General features: G+C 71.6%; 18 protein-coding genes. 4 read left to right on the top strand and 14 right to left on the bottom strand.

Going from position 1 to position 17,826, the window contains the following annotated elements; all coding sequences use genetic code 11:
* Positions 1-60 precede the first annotated feature (60 nt).
* On the top strand, positions 61-723 hold the full coding sequence (locus NQV15_RS12700; RefSeq protein ID WP_232402209.1) for a DsbA family oxidoreductase: 663 nt from the start codon (positions 61-63) through the stop codon (positions 721-723).
* 92 nt (positions 724-815) lie between these two features.
* On the opposite strand, the gene NQV15_RS12705 is transcribed toward NQV15_RS12700, so the two are convergent.
* Genes NQV15_RS12705 through NQV15_RS12750 form a run of 10 tightly spaced genes read right to left on the bottom strand, consistent with a single transcriptional unit; the run spans position 816 to position 9,692 of the window.
* On the bottom strand, positions 816-3,503 hold the full coding sequence (locus NQV15_RS12705; RefSeq protein ID WP_232402208.1) for a hypothetical protein: 2,688 nt from the start codon (positions 3,501-3,503) through the stop codon (positions 816-818).
* Between the two features lie 50 nt (positions 3,504-3,553).
* Positions 3,554-3,967, bottom strand: a complete 414-nt coding sequence (locus NQV15_RS12710) for a TadE/TadG family type IV pilus assembly protein (RefSeq protein ID WP_232402206.1) — start codon at positions 3,965-3,967, stop codon at positions 3,554-3,556.
* Positions 3,964-4,341, bottom strand: coding sequence for a TadE/TadG family type IV pilus assembly protein (locus NQV15_RS12715; RefSeq protein WP_232402204.1), 378 nt, complete (start codon positions 4,339-4,341; stop codon positions 3,964-3,966). Before NQV15_RS12715 ends, NQV15_RS12710 begins: the two co-directional genes overlap by 4 nt.
* 41 nt (positions 4,342-4,382) lie before the next feature.
* The gene (locus NQV15_RS12720) at positions 4,383-4,784 is read right to left on the bottom strand and encodes a TadE/TadG family type IV pilus assembly protein (RefSeq protein WP_232402202.1); all 402 of its coding nucleotides are present in this window, start codon (positions 4,782-4,784) and stop codon (positions 4,383-4,385) included.
* On the bottom strand, positions 4,784-4,999 hold the full coding sequence (locus tag NQV15_RS12725; RefSeq protein ID WP_232402200.1) for a Flp family type IVb pilin: 216 nt from the start codon (positions 4,997-4,999) through the stop codon (positions 4,784-4,786). The genes NQV15_RS12720 and NQV15_RS12725 overlap by 1 nt, the downstream gene beginning before the upstream one ends.
* A 41-nt stretch (positions 5,000-5,040) precedes the next feature.
* Entirely contained in the window at positions 5,041-5,955 is a 915-nt protein-coding gene (locus tag NQV15_RS12730; protein ID WP_232402197.1) for a type II secretion system F family protein, read from the bottom strand.
* A complete protein-coding gene (locus tag NQV15_RS12735; protein WP_232402184.1) occupies positions 5,952-6,827 on the bottom strand; it encodes a type II secretion system F family protein in 876 nt (291 codons plus the stop codon). The genes NQV15_RS12730 and NQV15_RS12735 overlap by 4 nt, the downstream gene beginning before the upstream one ends.
* Entirely contained in the window at positions 6,827-8,134 is a 1,308-nt protein-coding gene (locus tag NQV15_RS12740) for a CpaF family protein (protein WP_232402226.1), read from the bottom strand. Before NQV15_RS12740 ends, NQV15_RS12735 begins: the two co-directional genes overlap by 1 nt.
* A 2-nt stretch (positions 8,135-8,136) precedes the next feature.
* The gene (locus NQV15_RS12745) at positions 8,137-8,931 is read right to left on the bottom strand and encodes a hypothetical protein (RefSeq protein WP_232402174.1); all 795 of its coding nucleotides are present in this window, start codon (positions 8,929-8,931) and stop codon (positions 8,137-8,139) included.
* Positions 8,928-9,692: an SAF domain-containing protein gene (locus NQV15_RS12750; RefSeq protein ID WP_232402172.1), complete on the bottom strand. Its 765-nt coding sequence runs from the start codon at positions 9,690-9,692 to the stop codon at positions 8,928-8,930. Before NQV15_RS12750 ends, NQV15_RS12745 begins: the two co-directional genes overlap by 4 nt.
* A gap of 235 nt (positions 9,693-9,927) precedes the next feature.
* Between NQV15_RS12750 and NQV15_RS12755 the strand changes: the two genes are divergently transcribed.
* Complete coding sequence (locus tag NQV15_RS12755; protein ID WP_257125049.1) at positions 9,928-10,623, top strand: hypothetical protein; 696 nt, start codon at positions 9,928-9,930, stop codon at positions 10,621-10,623.
* A gap of 23 nt (positions 10,624-10,646) precedes the next feature.
* Here NQV15_RS12755 and NQV15_RS12760 read toward each other — a convergent pair whose 3' ends face one another.
* Positions 10,647-12,239, bottom strand: coding sequence for a PucR family transcriptional regulator (locus NQV15_RS12760; RefSeq protein WP_232402170.1), 1,593 nt, complete (start codon positions 12,237-12,239; stop codon positions 10,647-10,649).
* Between the two features lie 94 nt (positions 12,240-12,333).
* Between NQV15_RS12760 and NQV15_RS12765 the strand changes: the two genes are divergently transcribed.
* Both NQV15_RS12765 and NQV15_RS12770 read left to right on the top strand, forming a co-directional pair.
* Positions 12,334-13,839, top strand: a complete 1,506-nt coding sequence (locus tag NQV15_RS12765; RefSeq protein WP_232402168.1) for a CoA-acylating methylmalonate-semialdehyde dehydrogenase — start codon at positions 12,334-12,336, stop codon at positions 13,837-13,839.
* Positions 13,840-13,848: 9 nt separating this feature from the next.
* The gene (locus tag NQV15_RS12770) at positions 13,849-15,168 is read left to right on the top strand and encodes an aspartate aminotransferase family protein (protein WP_232402166.1); all 1,320 of its coding nucleotides are present in this window, start codon (positions 13,849-13,851) and stop codon (positions 15,166-15,168) included.
* A 7-nt stretch (positions 15,169-15,175) separates the two neighbouring features.
* Here the strand turns inward: NQV15_RS12770 and NQV15_RS12775 are convergent, their stop codons facing one another.
* The 3 genes from NQV15_RS12775 to NQV15_RS12785 all read right to left on the bottom strand — a co-directional run bounded on the left by NQV15_RS12775 (position 15,176) and on the right by NQV15_RS12785 (position 17,821).
* A complete protein-coding gene (locus tag NQV15_RS12775) occupies positions 15,176-16,063 on the bottom strand; it encodes a hypothetical protein (RefSeq protein ID WP_232402165.1) in 888 nt (295 codons plus the stop codon).
* Positions 16,060-16,632, bottom strand: a complete 573-nt coding sequence (locus tag NQV15_RS12780) for a hypothetical protein (RefSeq protein ID WP_232402163.1) — start codon at positions 16,630-16,632, stop codon at positions 16,060-16,062. Before NQV15_RS12780 ends, NQV15_RS12775 begins: the two co-directional genes overlap by 4 nt.
* Before the next feature lie 82 nt (positions 16,633-16,714).
* Positions 16,715-17,821 carry a cysteine desulfurase family protein gene (locus NQV15_RS12785; protein ID WP_232402161.1) on the bottom strand — a complete coding sequence of 369 codons (1,107 nt, stop codon included), beginning with the start codon at positions 17,819-17,821 and terminating at the stop codon, positions 16,715-16,717.
* Positions 17,822-17,826 lie beyond the last annotated feature (5 nt).

Raw genomic sequence — 17,826 nt, forward strand, 5'->3', positions numbered from 1 at the left:
GGGGGCCGATTGCGGCGCTGGGCCGGAATATGGAGGCTGCCGTGTGGTGTTGTCGTGCACGTGAACAGCTCAGTGAAGGTCGACATCTGGTCCGACATCGCCTGCCCGTGGTGTTTCATCGGCAAGCGCCGGTTCGAGACGGCGGCCGCCGAGTTCGCCGCGAGCGGCGGGGAGCTCGAGGTGGAGTACCACTCCTTCGAGCTGGCCCCGGACACACCGGTCGACTTCGCCGGCAGCGAGGTCGACTTCCTGGTGTCGCACAAGGGCATGCCGGCCGAGCAGGTCTCCCAGATGCTCGGCCAGATGACCCAGCTCGCCTCGACCGAGGGGTTGTCGTACGACTTCGACGCGCTGCAGCACACCAACACGATCAAGGCGCACGAGCTGCTGCACCTGGCCGCGGCCAAGGGCCGCCAGGCCGACATGATCGAGCGGTTGTTCGTGGCGTACTTCGAGCAGGGCCGCCACGTCGGTCGCACCGAGGACCTCGCCGACCTGGCTGCGGAGATCGGTCTGGACCGGGACGAGGTCGTCGATGCGCTGACCGCCTCGACCTACCGGGCCGCGGTGGACGCGGACAAGCAGCAGGCGATCGCATACGGCATCACCGGCGTCCCGTTCTTCGTCATCGACGGCCGGTTCGGTGTCTCCGGCGCCCAGGAACCCAGCGCACTGCTGGAGGTCCTGCAGCATGCAGCCACCACCACGGACGTGCCGGCATGACCGAGCCGACCTCCCACCGCGCTGAGCCTGACGTCTTGACGGACACGCCGTCGGCGTGTTGGTCAAAACGTCAGGCTCAGCGGGGACTTGGGTCAGCCGCTGGTCGCCAGTGACCCGGTGTCCGGCATCAGCTCGTTGACCAGGGCCTCCGTCTCGGCCTCGAGGGGCACCGACTCCAGGGCGGCGCCCATCTCGTCGAGCGTGCGTCGCACCCCGGCGGGACCGCTCTCGGCGTGGCGCGAGCGCAGCAGCGCCCGCCACAGGCCCTGGTGCGCGGGGTTCACGCGCAACCCCGCCTCGGCCGCGGCCGACGATCCGGCCGGGTCGTCCTGGTCCGAGAGGAGCTCGGCCAGCCGGGACGCGGCGTCGACCAGCACCCGGGCGATCGTCCGGGGCAGGTCCTCACGGGCGATCCAGCCGTAGCGTCCCTGCGGCACCCCGGAGAACGCCTCGCCGCGGGCCATCTTCAGGCCACGACGCAGCAGATCGATCTCCTCACGGGGCGTCGCAGCCCGGCGGGACCGCACCAGCAGCGTGCGGGCGCAGTCCCAGTCGCAGACCACGCTGTCGGCCAGCGCCAGCCGCCCCTCGGCGTCCTGGCGCAGGAGGTGGGATCCGTCGGCGTCCGAGCCCAGCCACTCGCGGGCCCGCTGGATGCCGGCATCGCGGACATCGGCCGTGACACCGCGCGGCCAGATCGCCCCGGAGAGCACCGTCGGGTGGACGCCCTCGGGGTGCAGGGCCAGATACGTGACCAGCTCGGTGGCCAGCTCGACCCGCTCGTCGGCGAGCGCTCCCCCGCCCTGCACCGCCACCTTGCCCAGCACCGCGACCCGGTGCGAGGCCGCGGCCCATGCGGAGTCGTCGTGGGTGCGGACCGGTGCCGGCACGGACACGCGATCGCCGTCATCGGGACGGTCGACCTCGCGGGACGCGCTGAACAGCTCGGCGACCGCCGCCACCTGCGCGGCGGTGACCCGGTTGGCCTCGAGCGTCAGGCCCAGCAGCGGGACGCTCAGCGTGCCGTGCTCGTCGACCTGCAGCTTCCAGCGTGCGCCGGGGTGCTCGCCGGCCACCAGCACCGAGAAGGCCTGGCGTCCCGACCCCATCAGGGCACCGAGTCGCGATGCCACGTCCGGGGACGGGACCCGACCACTGACCACGACCTGCGAGGTCAGGGAGCCACGACGGCCCATGCGTCCGGTCAGGACGCCATCGCGCCACGAGTCGATCTGTCGCTCGAAGCCATCCAGCTCGTCGGCGAGATCTGCGACCCGCAGACGCTCGTCGCCGACCTCGGCGATGCCCTCGGGCAGATCGGATGCGGTGACCCGCACGACATCGGACCACGGCGCGGTCGCGGCCTGCACCGCGACGGCGGCAGCGACCTGCTCGGCGACGCCCGGATCGCCCGTCACGGCCACGATGCCGCCGGCCGACTCCAGGTCGACCAGCACGTCGCGACCATCCGGGTCGATGCCCAGGGCGACCAGGGCCGGATACGGGACGGCGTCGCCGGAGCGCGGTCCCTCGACCGGTGCGACAGAACGCCAGCGATCTCCGTCGTCCAGTGCCTCCCAGCCCTCGACGGCCTCGGGGCGTGCGGGCGCCAGCAGCAGCTCGACGCTGACGTCGTCGACCAGGGCCGCGTACGCGGGCGGCGGGTTGACGCCGGCCTGGCGGCACCGTCCGGTCAGGTCACGCAGGACGTGGTCGAGACGGTCGACGCGCTCGGTGGACGCCGCGATCCGCAGATCGGCCTCGACGTCGCGTGCCTCGTCGCGCGCACGACGTCCGGCGGCGCGGCGGCGCTGCAGGGCCAGCGCTCCGATGACCCCGGCGGCCAGCAGGCCGATGCCGCCCATCCAGCCGGACTGGTCGCTCTGGCTCACTGCCGTGGCGCCGTCGGCGGCGGCCACGTCGCCGGAGGCGTCCGTGCTCGGCACCCCGGCCGGCGGCGCCGGCGGGGCCTCGACCGGTGCCGGGGGTGCGACCCGCTCCAGACCGACGGCGTCATCGGGCATCTGCAGCTCCCAGCCGGGCTGGATCAGCCGGGCGAGCTGGAGCTTGCCGCCATCGGCCTGGATGCGGTCCTTGTTGAGCTCGTAGATCTCGTGATAGCGACGGCCCTCGCCCAGGTGGCGCTCGGAGATGTCCCACAGGTTGTCGTGGTAGCCGTTCTTGGGCGCCTTGACGGTGTAGACCTTCTTGCCGACGTTGTCGGTCTGCTCGTCCGCGACGGCGGTGTCCCCCGCATCGTCGGCGACCGCGACGGGCGGCAGGTCGGCCATGACGATCGAGGAGACCGAGGTCGTCGTCGGAGCAGGAGCCTCCGTCACGGCCTGGGCCTGGCCCGCCATGATGCCGGTCAGCAGCAGCGCACCCACCAGGGCGCGGGCGAGCCGCTGCAGCGGTCCGGCCAGCGGCACGGACTTCGCCAGCCCGCCGCGCCGGGCGGCCAGCACCTCGGCCACGACGCAGACCAGGAACCACAGCCAGGTCAGCCACAGGACAGCGACCAGGACGGTCAGCAGGTCCTCGAAGCTGAGCTGCTGGGCGAAGTCGCGCGCCGACGGCAGCGAGGTCGGGATCGGTGGCGGCCCGGCCAGTGCGACCAGCAGGACCGGGAGGCCCACCAGCAGCAGCAGGAGTGCGACGGCGGAGCCGAAGATCTCCCCCAGATGACGATCATCGCCTGGCCGACCCGGCGACGCGGTGGCGAACCGGCTCGGATCGGTCGATCGGTCGATCGGTTCTGTCACGGTCGTGTCGTCAGTCATTGGATCCCCCTGCGTTTCATGGTGGGTGGTCGGGCGTCGGCGCGCAAGCGTCAGTCCGGCTCGGTGGCGGGCTCGGCGGTGGCGCGGCCGTTGACCACGAAGTTCTTGATGTTGACCAGCTTGAGCAGCGCGGTCTCAGTGGTGTCCTGGACCTCGACGATGACGGCGTTGCCGTCCGCGTCGACGGTGTACTGGCCGGCCACGTAGCCCCGGTCCTGCAGGTACCCGGCAGCACGCTGCCGGGCCAGGTCCCCGTCGATCTTCAGGGCACCGCCGCTGCGCAGCTCCGTGACGTCGATCGAGTCCGCCCCGACACGTGCGGCCTGCTCGGCGTCGTCGGCCACCCGCATCCTGGCGTTGATGGCCAGTCCGCCGTCCACGACGAGACCTGCGCACACCAGCAGGACCAACGACATGCCGATGACGAAGATCGACGCCGATCCCTTCTCGCTGCGGGTGCTCATTCGGTCCTCCGGTAGGTGTCGAGCGGGGCGCCGCCGCTCGCGCTCATCGACAACGATCCGGGCAGCCCCAGCAGGCCCAGGCCGTCGTGGGGCACCTCGCAGTCGATCGTGACCTCGACGGAGCCACCGGCGCGGAAGTTGTTGTCGTCGAAACGCGCCATGCGGCACGAGGCGAAGCCGTCGAGAGCGGCCGACGCCGACTGCTCGGCTGCCGAGCGGGCGGCCCCGGATGAGCGCTCCAGCGACGCGGCTCGTGCCGCGTCGCGTGCTGCCGCCTCCATGTCGGCGCGCACCGACACCCAGCGGCCGCCGGCGACGACCAGCAGCATGAACAGCACCAGGATGGGGATCATCAGGACGACCTCGACCGCCATGGATCCCTCCTCACGCCGGACGGGCCGCTGCACGTCGCCGGTCACTCGTCCTCCCGGAACTGCTCGACAGGGCCCTGCACCTCTTCGCTCAGGCGCGGACGTCCGATGAACGGCAACAGCTGCTCGCCGTCGGCCTCGACGACGGCACGGACGTCGCGGTCGCCGTTGACCAGCTCGACCTGTACGTCGATCCGGGACAACAGTCCCCGGCCGAGGTCGTCGGCGTACTGCCGGCCGCGCTCGATGCCGGCGGCACGGTCGCCGGTGACCCGGGTCGTCCGGGCCGCCTCGCGGGCGGCCGCCGACACGGCCTGGTTGCCCAGGTACACCAGGGCGAACTGGATCGTCAGGATGATCGCGACCATGAGCAGCGGCAGGTAGAGCACCAGCTCGATGGCGCTGGTGCCCTCCTCCCGGTTTCTGCGCGGTCGCGATCGGGTCATTACTGGTTCTTGATCTCGTTGCTGATCTCGTTGGCCTCGCTGGTCAGCGCGCCCTGGAGGATGCCGGCGATCACGACGCAGATGCCGACCACGATCGCGGCGATGATGACCCACTCGACCGCCGAGGCGCCACGCTCGTCGTCGGTGCGTGCTCGGTGCCGACGGACGTCGAGCATGGCGATCAGGAAACCGATGGGGGATGCCGGGTTCAACATGGATGTTCCTCCTGGGTGGGGGTGGTGGGACGAGGCGGACATCAGACGCCGGTGATCTCGGAGATCGCCGGGTAGATGAGGAATACGAGGAAGCCGACGCACAGCAGGAGCTGCGCGATCAGCATGGACTGGGAACGCTGGGCCGCGCGGCTCTCGGAGTCGGCGAGCTCGCGTTGGCGCATGGACGCCGCGCGGGCCGACAGGGAGTCGCGCACCTGCGCACCGTCCTCGGCGACGAGCGCGAGGGCCGCGGCGAGATCGCGCAGCTCCTCGACGGCCATCTCCTCGCCCAGGTCGCCGAGCGCGGCCCACGGCGTGACCCCCTGCAGCCGCGCGGACTCGATCGTGTCGCGCAGCCGGACCATGGCCCACCCGTCGCTGAGCTGGGCGGCCGAGGACAGCGCCTCCGGCACACCCCGGCCGCCGGCCAGGTTCATGGCGACCAGGTCGAGGAAGGCTCCCACGACGTGCCGGAAGTCGCGGCGCCGCTCCACCGCCTGGGTCGACAGCTGGGCGGTGGTCAGCACGACACCGCCGAGGGCGCCGACGCCGGCCAGCCACAGCGGGACCACAGGGCTGAGACCGAACATCGCAACGGCAGGCGCCAGCATGAGCGTGGGTGCGAACAGGCCGGCGACACCAGCCAGGACCGACATCCCCAGGTGCGCCTCGACCGAACGTCCCATGACGGACAGATCGGCGCGGACGCCGGCCGGGATGCGCCAGCCGCGCATCTCCAGCATCGTCCAGACCGACGAGCCGATCCGGCGCATCCGGACGGACTCCTTGCTGTGCCGCCGGTCGGCGGTCAACGAGTCCTGGACGCGGTTGCGCATGCGCGCGGAGTCCAGTCGGGCCAGCTCGGCGGCGGCCGTGCCGGTGCCACGGTCGAACTGCAGGGCCAGCGTCAGGCCGCCGAGGCCGGCCAGGGCGCCGGCCAGCAGGACGAGCATCATCGGACCGCACCTCCTGAGACCGGGGCCTCGGCCTGGAACAGGAACCGGGCGGGCAGCTCGAAGACCGACAGGCGCCGCATCCACATGAATCCGGCAGCGAACAGGCCGAGCACGATCAGCAGGACCAGCTGCCCCACGAACGAGGAGTAGGGCTCGACGTAGTCGCGGTTGAACAAGGTCAGCCCGAGCACGAAGGTCACCGAGATCGCCACCACGATCTGCACGCTGCGGCGGGTGCTGGCTCGGGAGGACACCACGCGGCGGCGCATCTCCAGCTCTTCACGCGCCGATCCGGCCAGGGAGGTGAGGACCTCGCGCAGGCCGGGCCCGCGCAGCCGCGCGTTGAGCATCAGCGCCGCGACGATGAGATCGGCGCTCGCATCGTCCAGGTCGTCGGCGAATCGCTGCAGCGCCACCGGCAGCGGGGTGCGCACACGCAGTCGGTCCGACATCGCGATCAGCTGGGGCGAGATGGCTGGCGCGGCGGCGTAGGCGGTGGCGGGGATCGCCTGTTCCAGGCCGACGGCGCCGGCGATCGTGTCGCGCAGGGACTCGGTCCAGGCCGCGAGGCCCTCGAGCTGCGCGATGGCCCGCTTCTCGCTGGACGCACCGCCGAACAGGGCGGGGCCGAAGAACACCAGCAGTCCCCCGGCGCCGGCCAGGACGGGCCACCTCGTCAGGACCAGCAGCAGCAGGCCGACACCGATGGCCACGGGCAGGCGGGTGCCGTACGCCTTCAGCTTGGGCAGCAGGGTCGAGGGGATCACGACGCGCGAGGGCGCCTCGGGCGTCAGCGCCCACACCAGCAGCAGGGCCGCGGCGCCGACGGCCGCGCCCAGCAGCACGATCACCAGCAGGCTGGACTCCAGCATCAGGCGTCCTGCGGATGGAACAGGGCAGGCTGGTAGCCGGCAGCGATCAGGTCGTCCATGCAGCTGACGGAGGCCGCGGGAACGACCGAGCCGTCCGGGCCCTCCGCGAACACCTCGCTGGACAGCACCCGTCCGTCGACGCCGTTGACCTCGCGCACCGAGGTGATGACACGGCGCAGGTTGCCGCCGGACGCGTACTCGTTGCGACGCTCGACGAACACGACGAAGTCGATGGCTCCGGCGATCAGCATCATGGTGGCATCGGCAGGCAGGCGCTCGGCGGACTGGATCGCGTACGTGCAGATACGGTTGAAGACCTCGAGGGACGAGTTGGCGTGGATCGTCGACAACGAGCCGTCGTTGCCCTGGCTCATGGCGTTGAGCATCGTCACGATCTCGTCGCCGAGCACCTCGCCCACGATGACCCGGCTGGGGTTCATGCGCAGCGACCGCCGCACGAGATCGGCCATCCCGATCTGGCCGCGGCCCTCGGAGTTGGGCAGGCGCTCCTCGAACGAGACGACATTGGGGTGCAGGTCGGGGAACTCCCCCAGACCGAGCTCCAGGGCGCGCTCGACCGTGATGAGACGTTCGTGCGGCTCGATCTCGTTGGCCAGTGCGCGCAGCAGCGTCGTCTTTCCGGCGTTCGTGGCGCCGGCGATCATGATGTTCTTGCGAGCACCGACGGCGGCCGACAGGAACGAGGCCAGGTCGGGGGTCATCGTGCCGTTCTCGACCAGCGTCTCCAGCGACACCCGGCTCAGCCGGGCGCGGCGGATCGACAGGGACGGACGCTGGGTGACGCCCATGACGGCTGACAGACGGCTGCCATCGGGCAGCCGCAGGTCGAGCTCCGGGTTGGCGGTGTCGAACGGACGGCTCGTCAGACCGGAGTAGGCGCCGAGCACCTGCACCAGCTCGACGAGCTCGTCATCGCTCTCGGCCACCGGCGGCATCCGGCGCTCCTCGCCGTCGGCGTAGCCGACGAACACGTTGTCGTAGCCGTTGATGTCGATGTTCTCGACGTCCGGATCGTCCAGCAGCGGCTGGAGCCGTCCGACGCCGTACAGGGCGGCGTGGATGCCGTCGGCGAGCTCGGCCTCCTCGGCCAGGTCCGGGGGCGTGCGTCCCGCGGCGATCTCGGCGCGGGCATGGCCCTCCAGCACGCGGGCGATCACGGCGCGGGCGAACTGGCGCTCGTCCTCGCTGGTCATCCCGGGCAGTCCGGCAGCGGCGTCGTCGCGACGCTGGCGGGACAGGCGGTCGGCGACCTCTTCGCGCAGGCGGCGCAGCAGCAGCTGGTCCATCGTCACACCGCCGCCTCGTGCTCGGGCTCCCACGCGGCCTCACGGGGGGCGACGAGCGCCTGCACGCGCGTGGCGACGTCGAGCAGGGAGCGGTGGAACAGGGAACGGCGCAGAGCCCGGTCGGAGATGGCCGGGAGCGCGCGGACCGTCTTGGGGTCGTGGGCCACGGTGCCCAGCACCGGCACGTCGATGCCGCTGCTGGCCAGCAGCCGGCCCAGGTCGTCGGCGCTGCGCCGGTCGCCGGGGTCACCGACCAGCAGGACGGCGGTCCGGACCCGATCGCCCTGGCCCGCCCGCACTGCGTCGGACATCCACCGCAGCCGCTCGCGCAGGTGCGCCAGGGCCGCGATCTCCGAACGTGCGACCAGCACGATCGCCGAGGCCTGCTCCAGCACCGGCATCGCCGGCGAGCCGGGGCTGAGCCGTCCGCAGTCGGCCAGCACGTCGGCGGAGGCGTTGCGCAGGCCCGCACCGATGTGGGGCCAGGCCGGGCCGAGGCCCTGCACCTGGCCGGGACCGGCGACACCCACCAGCACCTGGGTGCCGTCCTCGGCACGTTGCAGGTGATCGGCGAGGTCGGCGGCCTTGCCGCTGCGCACGGCGGCACCGTACGACAACAGACCGTTGTCGTGGTCCAGCGGCAGACCGTCGCTGCGGCCGAGCCGCAGGCCGATGTCGCCGCCGACCGGGTCCAGGTCGGCCACCACGACGTCCCGGTGCCACACCGACGCCAGACCGGTGACGGTCTGGGTGACGCCCGGTGATCCCTTGGCCGAGGCGAAGGCGATGAGCGTCATGAGCTGCTGCCCCCCAGCACCGTCAGCTGGGCGCTGTCGACCGTCACGCCGCGGCGGATCAGTGCCATGCCGAGCAGCTCGTTGCCGGCGGCGTCGATCACCTCGTCAGCGGCGTCGGCGGGAACGACGACCGTCGCGGTGCTGTTGCGGCTCCCACCGCCCGAGAGCCCTGCGTCCCCGCCGGTCTGCTCACTGAGGATCAGGCCCACGGCCAACGGCCGGACCGAGGACGATCCGTCACCCAGACGCACGAGGCGCACCTCGTCACCCGAGCGCAGGGTCGGTGGGAACTGACCGGACTTCAAGGTCACGCCGACCTGCACCTGATCGGACGTGAACGGCTCGGCGGTCGTCAGCAGGGAGGTGTCGAGCAGCTGCCCCTCCGACAACGAGGTCATCGTGTAGGCCTTGAGGACCATGCTGGCGTCCTTCTCGGGAATCAGCCGCAGGCCCTCGCTGGCGACGCGCGTGGTGCCGAGCATGTCGGTCGTGATCCGGGTGCCGGCCGGGACGTCCTGGGTCAGCACCAGCACCGGCTCGCGCGAGTCCAGCCGCAGGGCCAGCAGGCCGGCCAGCGCGGCGCCTCCGACGATCAGCAGCACGGCGAGCGCTGCCAGGGCCGGGCGCCGGCGACGCGGCGGGGACGGCCGATCCGAGCTGAGCGCTGCGACCGCGGACCGGGAGCGAACTCCTCGCGCAGCGCGATCGCGCTGCCGGTCGTGCACCGAGACCCCGGACTCCCGGGTGGACTCCTTCACCATTGCTGCAACTTCCCCTGGATGGCGGGGTGCTCAGCGTCCGACCGAGGAACTCGGCGTGCACTGCCCCCGCAAGTTGACACAAGACGAGGTCATCTTAGGGGGACAGAGGCGCAAACGGCACGCGGTACGACAGAGTGTCCGGCACAGGCCGCCTCATGGGCGGACAGCACGTCCGCATTGCTTGCTACCTTGCGGTGCATGGCTGACCAGTCCGCGACCCAGGAGGCGCGTCGTGGTGGGTGATCGGCTGATCGGGCGGGCAGCGACGTCCTTGCTCGATCGCGACCACGCGGCGATCCCGCCCGAGGAGCTGCCCCTGTGGGAACGCGCCGAGGCCTTGAAGATCCTGCGCCGCGAGTGCGACTCGTGGACGCGTCTGGGCGCGGGACTCGTGGCGTGGGTCGGGGCGGTCGTCGGGGCGGCGGCCCTGTCCGCGGTCGTCTCGCACGACGCGCCGGTGTGGTTGCGCATCGTGTGCCTGGTCGCGGGCGCCGCCCTGGTGATCGGCTCGTGGCGTCTCGGACGCCGAGCCTGGCTGGCCGGACGCCGGGTCATCGACGCCTATTGCTGGTGGACGCTGCTGCCCGAGCGGATGCCGCAGGGTGGCGCCGGCGTCGACGGGTGGCGGGCCAACCCGGTCGTGGACGCGGTCCAGGCACGGTTGTTCGTCTTCGAGGGCGCCCGCGTCGTGCGCATCGCCCTGGCCGCCGTGTCGATGCTGGCTCCGCTGGCCTTCCTCGACACGCTCGACCGGGGACCCCGCGCCTCCTGGTACGAGGGCGAGACGACGTCGTTGTGGCTGTTCTGTCTGGCCTTCCTGACGGTGGGCCTCGGAACCGGCGCGGTGCTGCTGTGGGGGCAGTTCCGTGCGGCCCGCGCCTACACCGAGCGCGATCCCGTCCAGCGGTGGCTGCTGCGCCGTGACCGCTGACCGGCGTCCCTGACCGCGAACGCTCAGCGGGCCTGGTCGTGGGCCATCAGCGCGACGCCGAGCGACAGCCGTGAGGCGGGATCGTCGATCGGGACGCCCAGCACCTGCTCGATCCGCGCGAGCTTGGCGTACAGGGACGGACGGTTGCGGTGCGCCGTCCGGGCGAGCTCGGCCTTGTTGCCGCCGACCGCCAGGTACATGCGCAGCAGGTCGAGCAGTCCGTCGCCGTGCCGCGCCTCGTGCTCCAGGAGCGGGTCGAGCTCGGCCTCGACGAAGGCCTGCACCCGTGGGTCGTCGCGCAGCTGGGCGACCAGTCCGTGCAGGCGGATGTCGGCCTGCCGGTGGAAGGGTCGGTCGCTCGGGCCCATCTCGTGGGCGACCCGCGCCACGTGCTGCCCGATCCGCAACGAGCGCGCCGTGCGCAGCAGACCGGCATCGGTCGTCCCCACCCCGACGGTCAGCCGACCGCCGTCCTCGGCGTGCAGCGCCTGTGCCAGCGCCGTCAGGACCGCGTCGTCGGTCGTCCCGGCCGGGATCGACATCAGCAGACCCACCTGGTCGTCCCCGAGCAGGCCCGACACCGCAGAGAGCCGCGCGGCGCCGAGCGTCCGCGCGACGCGCTCGGTCAGCCGGCGCCGCGCCCGCAGGGCAGACGTCGCGTCGGCGGGCGCATCGGACTGGACGACGACCGCGACGTAGCGCGATCCCGCCGTCAGACCCAGGGCGCGCGCCCGGGTGGACGCGGTGGTCTCGTCGACGATCCGCTCCTCGAGCAGCTCGGTGAGGAAGCCGCCCTGCGCCTGCAGCTGCAGCGACAGCTGATCGCGCTCGACCATCCGGGACAGCTGCAGGGCCTGGGCGGTGCGCTCGATCAGCATCCCGGACCGTTGCTGGTCGGCGACAGGATTCGGGATCACCAGGCGTCCCCACGCATTGCCGCGGTTGCCGACCGGCGTCGTGAGCCATCCCTCCACCCCCGTCAGGGCGGTGTGCTCGACCAGCGGGCACAGCCGGGAGCGCCGCTCCCAGTCCGCCAGCAGCCCTGCCGCGGGCCGGCCGATCGCGTGGAAGGCGACGACCCGGCGGTTGAGGTCCTCCAGCACCATCGAGGCGCCGGCGATCGCGGCACCGGCCCGCACGATGTCATCGGGTCCTCCCCCGTCCAGGCTCAGCGCCGTGAACGTCTCGTGGACCTGCTGGGCGAAGCGCACGAAGTCGAAGCGGTCGGCCACGATCTCGCGGTGGACCTGCTCGGTCACCAGGACGAACCGGGTCTGCCGGTGCAGCACGACGACGGGGAATTCGGCGTCCCGGGCCACGTCCAGCACCGGCTGCGGCACGGACCTGAACCGCTCGCCCAGCTCGATGACCAGACCGGCCGCGCCCGCATCGATCAGCGCCGAGACGTAGGCGACGGCCGCATCGGCCGAACCGCTCATCGCCAGGCCGGTGGACAAGATCAGCTCCTCGCCCTCCAGCAGGCCGGCGACCTCCTCGACCTCGCTGACATGCACCCATCGCACCGCCCGGTCCAGCTGTGATCCGCCGGTGAGCACCTCGGGGCGACCCGCGCGCATCTCCGCGGTGGCCAGGATCGAGCGGACAGTGGGCACCATCGCTCCATCCTAGGCAACAATGTGTCGCCCCACGAGCGGATCCGGCGACAGATCGTCCGTTGTCAGTCGGACGAGCGAGGCGCAGGCTGGGCCCATGACGGACACCACGATCGGACACTGGCTCGACAACGCGATCTTCGACGGGAGCTCCGGACGCTTCGGCGACGTGACGAACCCCGCGACTGGCGAGGTGACCGGCCAGGTCGTCCTGGCCGACGAGGCGGACGCGGCGCGGGTCATCGCCGCGGCCCGCCGGGCGGCGCCGGGCTGGGCCGCCACCTCGTTGTCGCAGCGCACGCGGATCATGTTCCGGTTCCGCGAGCTGCTCAACGAGCGCAAGACCGAGCTGGCCGCGATCATCACCGCCGAGCACGGCAAGGTGCTCGACGACGCCCTGGGTGAGGTGACCCGCGGCCTGGAGGTCGTCGAGTTCGCGTGCGGCATGCCGCACCTGCTCAAGGGGGCGACGTCCGAGCAGATCTCGACCGGCGTGGACATCCACTCCACCCGCCAGCCGCTCGGCGTCGTCGGCATCATCAGCCCGTTCAACTTCCCGGCCATGGTGCCGATGTGGTTCTTCCCGATCGCGATCGCCGCCGGCAACACCGTCGTGGTCAAGCCGAGCGAGAAGGACCCGTCGGCGCTGCTGTGGACCGCTGCACTGTGGAAGGAGGCCGGGCTGCCCGACGGCGTCTTCAACGTGCTGCAGGGCGACAAGGTGGCCGTCGACGCCCTGCTGGACTCCCCCGACGTCAAGTCGATCAGCTTCGTCGGATCGACGCCCATCGCCCGGTACGTCTATGAGCGCGCGACCCAGGCCGGCAAGCGCGTGCAGGCCCTCGGCGGCGCGAAGAACCACATGCTGGTGCTGCCGGACGCGGACCTGGACCTGGCTGCCGACGCGGCGGTGAACGCCGGCTACGGCTCGGCCGGTGAGCGCTGCATGGCGATCAGCGTCGTCGTCGCCGTCGGCTCCAGCGCCGACGACATGGTCGCCAAGATCGCCGAGCGCACCCGCACCCTGCGCATCGGCGACGGGACTCGCGGCACCGACATGGGCCCGCTCGTGACGCTGGCGCACCGCGACAAGGTGGCGTCCTTCATCGGCGAGGGAGCCGAGGCCGGCGCCTCCCTGGTGATCGACGGACGCGGATCGCCGGCCGACGGCGCCGACGACGGCTTCTGGCTCGGGCCCACGCTGTTCGATCACGTGACACCCGACATGAGCATCTACACCGAGGAGATCTTCGGTCCGGTGCTCAGCGTCGTGCGGGTCGAGACGTACGACGAGGGGGTCGAGCTGATCAACGCGAACCCGTACGGCAACGGTGTCGCGATCTTCACCAAGAACGGCGGGGCTGCCCGCAAGTTCGAGATCGAGGTCGAGGTCGGCATGGTCGGCGTCAACGTCCCGATCCCGGTGCCGATGGCCTACTACTCGTTCGGCGGCTGGAAGAACTCGCTGTTCGGCGACACCCACGCGCACGGGGTCGAGGGCGTCCACTTCTTCACCCGCGGCAAGGTCGTCACGACCCGCTGGGCCGATCCTGCGGTGTCACCCTCCGGTGGCCTCGAGCTCGCCTTCCCGACCCACGCCTAGGAGCGCCGCATGTCCCGCACGTACGACCTCGACCGCGCGCACGTCTTCCACTCCTGGTCCGCCCAGGCCGAGATCAGCCCCATGGTGGTGGCCGGGGCCCTCGGCAGCGAGGTGTGGGACGAGGACGGCACCCGCTACCTCGACTTCTCCAGCCAGCTGGTGTTCACCAACATCGGCCACCAGCACCCGCGGGTCGTCGCCGCCATCCAGGAGCAGGCGGCCACGCTGTGCACCATCGCACCGGCGGTCGCGAATGCCGCCCGGTCCGAGGCCGCCCGCCTGATCGCGTCGCACGCGCCCGACGGCATGGACAAGGTGTTCTTCACCAATGGCGGCGCGGACGCCAACGAGCACGCGATCCGGATGGCGCGCCTGCACACCGGACGGACCAAGGTCTTGTCGACGTACCGCTCCTACCACGGCGGCACGCAGCTGGCGGTCAACGTGACGGGCGACCCCAGGCGCTGGGCGAACGACTCGGCGTCGACCGGGACGGTGCACTTCTTCGGCCCGTTCCTGTACCGCTCGGAGTTCCACGCCACGACCGAGGAGCAGGAGTGCGAGCGGGCCCTCGCGCACCTGCGCCGGGTCATCGAGAACGAGGGACCCGCGACGATCGCCGCGATCATCCTGGAGACCGTGCCCGGCACAGCCGGGATCATGGTGCCGCCGCCGGGCTACCTCGCCGGCGTCCGGGCGCTGTGCGACGAGCACGGCATCGTGCTGATCGCCGACGAGGTGATGTGCGGGTTCGGTCGCACCGGCGCGTGGTTCGCGATCGACCACTTCGACCTGGTGCCGGACCTGATCACCTTCGCGAAGGGCGTCAACTCCGGCTACGTCCCGATGGGCGGCGTGATCATCAGCGAGGCGATCGCCGCGACGTTCGACCACCGCCCCTACCCCGGCGGGCTGACCTACTCGGGCCACCCGCTCGCCGCGGCTGCTGCGGTCGCGGCGATCACCGTGATGCAGGACGAGCGCGTCGTGGAGAACGCGGCCCGGCTCGGCGCCGAGGTGTTCGGCCCGGGGCTTGCCGAGATCGCCGAGCGGCACCCGTCCGTGGGCGAGGTGCGCGGGCTCGGCGTGTTCTGGGCCCTCGAGCTGGTCGCCGACCCGCAGACGCGCGAGCCGCTGGCACCGTACGGCGGGAGCTCAACGGCGATGGGCGAGATCGTGGCCGCGTGCACGAAGGCCGGGATGCTGCCGTTCGCGAACTTCAACCGCATCCACGTGGTGCCGCCGTGCAACATCCCCGACGACCAGGCGCGCCGCGGTCTCGCGATCCTCGACGAGGCCCTCACTCTGGCCGACGCCCACGTGCGGTGATCCCGGTCTAACGGACCTTGGTGACCAACGACTGGATCTCGCCGACCTGCAGCGCGTAGGGGGCGCTGGTGTTGCGGACGCCGCCGGGGATCGTGCCCGTCACACCGCCCGGCGCGGTGTAGGTGACCTCGAATGTGCGGGTGAGCGTCACCGAGACCGTGCCGGAGCGCCGGTAGGCGTGCTCGACGGCGCCGGGCGCGCCCACGGGCGCCCCCTGCACCCCGGCTCCCGTTCCGGTGGTGCCGTCGCCGAAGGCCCAGGTGAACCCGCTCGGGGCGAAGGTCAGGCCGATCGTCTGCCCCAGCACCTCGACCGACGCCTCCACGCTCGCACTGTCGGCGAAGAAGTTGTTGGGGACGTTCACATAGGACCGGGTCGTCGGCTCGACGTTCACGGTCGTCGCGGGAGCAGCCTTGCGCGCCTCGTCGGCGATGTCGGCCGTCGTGATGACGACCGGACCCCCCTCGTCGGGATCGTTCGGGCCGCGGCACTGGGTGCCCGGCAGAAGCTCCCAGTCCGCGCCCTCGGCCACCGAGCCGTCGGCGTCGTGCTGCCGCGTGTAGACGCGGTAGCGGATGTCGCCTTCCCTGGGGCAGCTGGAGACCGCCTGTCCGCACAGGACGTCGGCGCCGCCCTCGACGTCGTTGGCCGAGCACGCCGGAATGTAGCGGTACTCCTTGTACGGCTTGGGGATGCGGATCACCGCTGGCCCATCGTTGCCGGGGCCGGTCGGGTCGGTCGTGGTGTCATCATCACGGATGATGACGGTGTCGCCGTCGCCTCCGGCCTTCGGATCAGCGGCTGCAGCGGTTGCGGTTCCGAGCACCACCGCGGCCGTCACGGCCAACAGCACCGAGATCCGCCGCCACGACCTGCCGGTCGTCGTCCGGGTCATGACTCGTCCTTGGCCGAGTAGTTGGTCAACCGCCAGCGGTCTTCCTTCCACGTCATCAGCACCCGCATCGTCAGGCGCGTCGGCTCGTCGAAGGTCTCGATCGTCTTGTCTGTGGCCGTGTCGACCTTGCGCCCGGTCGAGAGCCCGACGACCTGCTCGACGAGGATCTGGCCGGTGGCCTCGTCCTGGTCGATGATCTTGGCGTCGCTGATGACCGGCGCGGAGTCGAACTCCTGCTTGACCGTGCCGTCCTTCTGCACCTGCTTGGCCAGGTTGATGCAGCCCTTGCAGTCGGGGGTGGCCATGGCCAGGAACTCGTCGAGGTCGGCGCCCGTCGTGACGGCGATGACCCGCTGACCGACGAACTCGGCGAATGCGAGCGCACTGGCGTCGCTCTTGTCGTCCTTCGGTCGCTCAGCCGGGGCCGGGGCGGCCGTCGTCGGAGCAGCGGTCGTGGACGGGGCCTTGGTGGCCTTCGGCTCCGCGTCGTCGCTGCCCCCGCAGCCGGCGACGAGGACGAGCGCAAACGCGGCGCAGCCGGCGCGAACGGAAAGGTTCGTGGTCAGCACTCGGGCTCCTCGATGGGGTCTGGGCTGGCGTGGACTGCGCTCACCATATCGAACTACGGACACCTGGTCCGTTCGGACGATCTCAGGCGTGCAGACTTGCCAGCTCGTCGGCGACCGCGTCGAGCTGCTCGGCGGTCGTGGCCCGGCCGAAGGTGAAGCGCACCGCGGTCTGGGCGACCTCGGCCGGGTAGCCCATCGCGGTCAGCACGTGGCTGGGCTCGTCGCTGCCGGCGGCGCAGGCAGATCCGCTGGAGCTGACGATGCCGCGGCGCTCGAGATCGAGCAGGATCGACTCACCGCTGGTGCCCGGGAAGACGAATGAAGCGCTGCCGGGCAGCCGGTGCCCGCGGTGCCCGGTGAGGACTGCGGCCGGCACGTCGGTGAGCACGCGGTCGATGAAGGCGTCGCGCATCGCCACGACCTGGTCGTTCGACCCGCCGGCGAGTCGCAGCGCCGTCGCCATGCCGACCGCGGCCGCGACGTTCTCGGTGCCGGAGCGCCGCCCGCCCTCCTGCCCGCCGCCGTGGATCAGCGGCTCCAGCGGTACCCGCCGGTTCACGTACAGGACCCCGATCCCCTTCGGGGCGCCGAGCTTGTGACCGGAGATGCTCATGGCCTGCACCCCCAGACGTCCGACGTCCAGGTCCAGCCAGCCAGCGGTCTGCACCGCATCGGTGTGGAACGGCACCCCGCGGTCCGCTGCGATCCGTGCCAGGGTCTCGATCTGCTGGATCGTGCCGACCTCGTTGTTGGCGTGCTGGACGCTGACCAGCGTCGTGTCGTCGCGCAGGGCGGCCTCCAGCGTCGGCGGCTGCACCATCGCGTCGCGGTCGACCGGCAGGATCGTGATGTCGTACCCCAGCCGGCCGAGGAAGGCCGCGGACTCCAGCACGGCGGGGTGCTCGACCGCCGACACGATCACGTGCCGTCCGCGCGGCGCGGCCAGCGCGATGCCCTTGATCGCAGCGTTGTCGGACTCGGTACCGCCGGAGGTGAAGGTGATCTCGGAGGCTCGTGCGCCCAGCGCGGACGCGACGTCCGCTCGGGCCTGCTCGAGGGCGCGGCTGGCGGACTCCCCCACCTCATGATGGCTCGACGGGTTGCCGAAGTCAGCGCTCAGGAACGGCCACATGGCCTCCAGCACCTCGCGCTTGACCGGTGTCGTGGCGGCTTCGTCCAGGTAGATCACGAGTG

Source organism: Aeromicrobium wangtongii, assembly GCF_024584515.1.
Taxonomy (GTDB): Bacteria; Actinomycetota; Actinomycetes; order Propionibacteriales; family Nocardioidaceae; genus Aeromicrobium; species Aeromicrobium wangtongii.

Coding starts and splice junctions, on each gene's coding strand:
- NQV15_RS12745 (WP_232402174.1), bottom strand. CDS start 8,931: ATGACGCTCATCGCCTTCGCCTCGGCCAAGGGATCACCGGGCGTCACC.
- NQV15_RS12715 (WP_232402204.1), bottom strand. CDS start 4,341: ATGGCGGTCGAGGTCGTCCTGATGATCCCCATCCTGGTGCTGTTCATG.
- NQV15_RS12720 (WP_232402202.1), bottom strand. CDS start 4,784: ATGACCCGATCGCGACCGCGCAGAAACCGGGAGGAGGGCACCAGCGCC.
- NQV15_RS12760 (WP_232402170.1), bottom strand. CDS start 12,239: ATGGTGCCCACTGTCCGCTCGATCCTGGCCACCGCGGAGATGCGCGCG.
- NQV15_RS12730 (WP_232402197.1), bottom strand. CDS start 5,955: ATGATGCTCGTCCTGCTGGCCGGCGCCCTGGCCGGCCTCGGCGGCCTG.
- NQV15_RS12750 (WP_232402172.1), bottom strand. CDS start 9,692: ATGGTGAAGGAGTCCACCCGGGAGTCCGGGGTCTCGGTGCACGACCGG.
- NQV15_RS12775 (WP_232402165.1), bottom strand. CDS start 16,063: ATGACCCGGACGACGACCGGCAGGTCGTGGCGGCGGATCTCGGTGCTG.
- NQV15_RS12705 (WP_232402208.1), bottom strand. CDS start 3,503: ATGACTGACGACACGACCGTGACAGAACCGATCGACCGATCGACCGAT.
- NQV15_RS12710 (WP_232402206.1), bottom strand. CDS start 3,967: ATGAGCACCCGCAGCGAGAAGGGATCGGCGTCGATCTTCGTCATCGGC.
- NQV15_RS12725 (WP_232402200.1), bottom strand. CDS start 4,999: ATGTTGAACCCGGCATCCCCCATCGGTTTCCTGATCGCCATGCTCGAC.
- NQV15_RS12740 (WP_232402226.1), bottom strand. CDS start 8,134: ATGGACCAGCTGCTGCTGCGCCGCCTGCGCGAAGAGGTCGCCGACCGC.
- NQV15_RS12735 (WP_232402184.1), bottom strand. CDS start 6,827: ATGCTGGAGTCCAGCCTGCTGGTGATCGTGCTGCTGGGCGCGGCCGTC.
- NQV15_RS12770 (WP_232402166.1), top strand. CDS start 13,849: ATGTCCCGCACGTACGACCTCGACCGCGCGCACGTCTTCCACTCCTGG.
- NQV15_RS12765 (WP_232402168.1), top strand. CDS start 12,334: ATGACGGACACCACGATCGGACACTGGCTCGACAACGCGATCTTCGAC.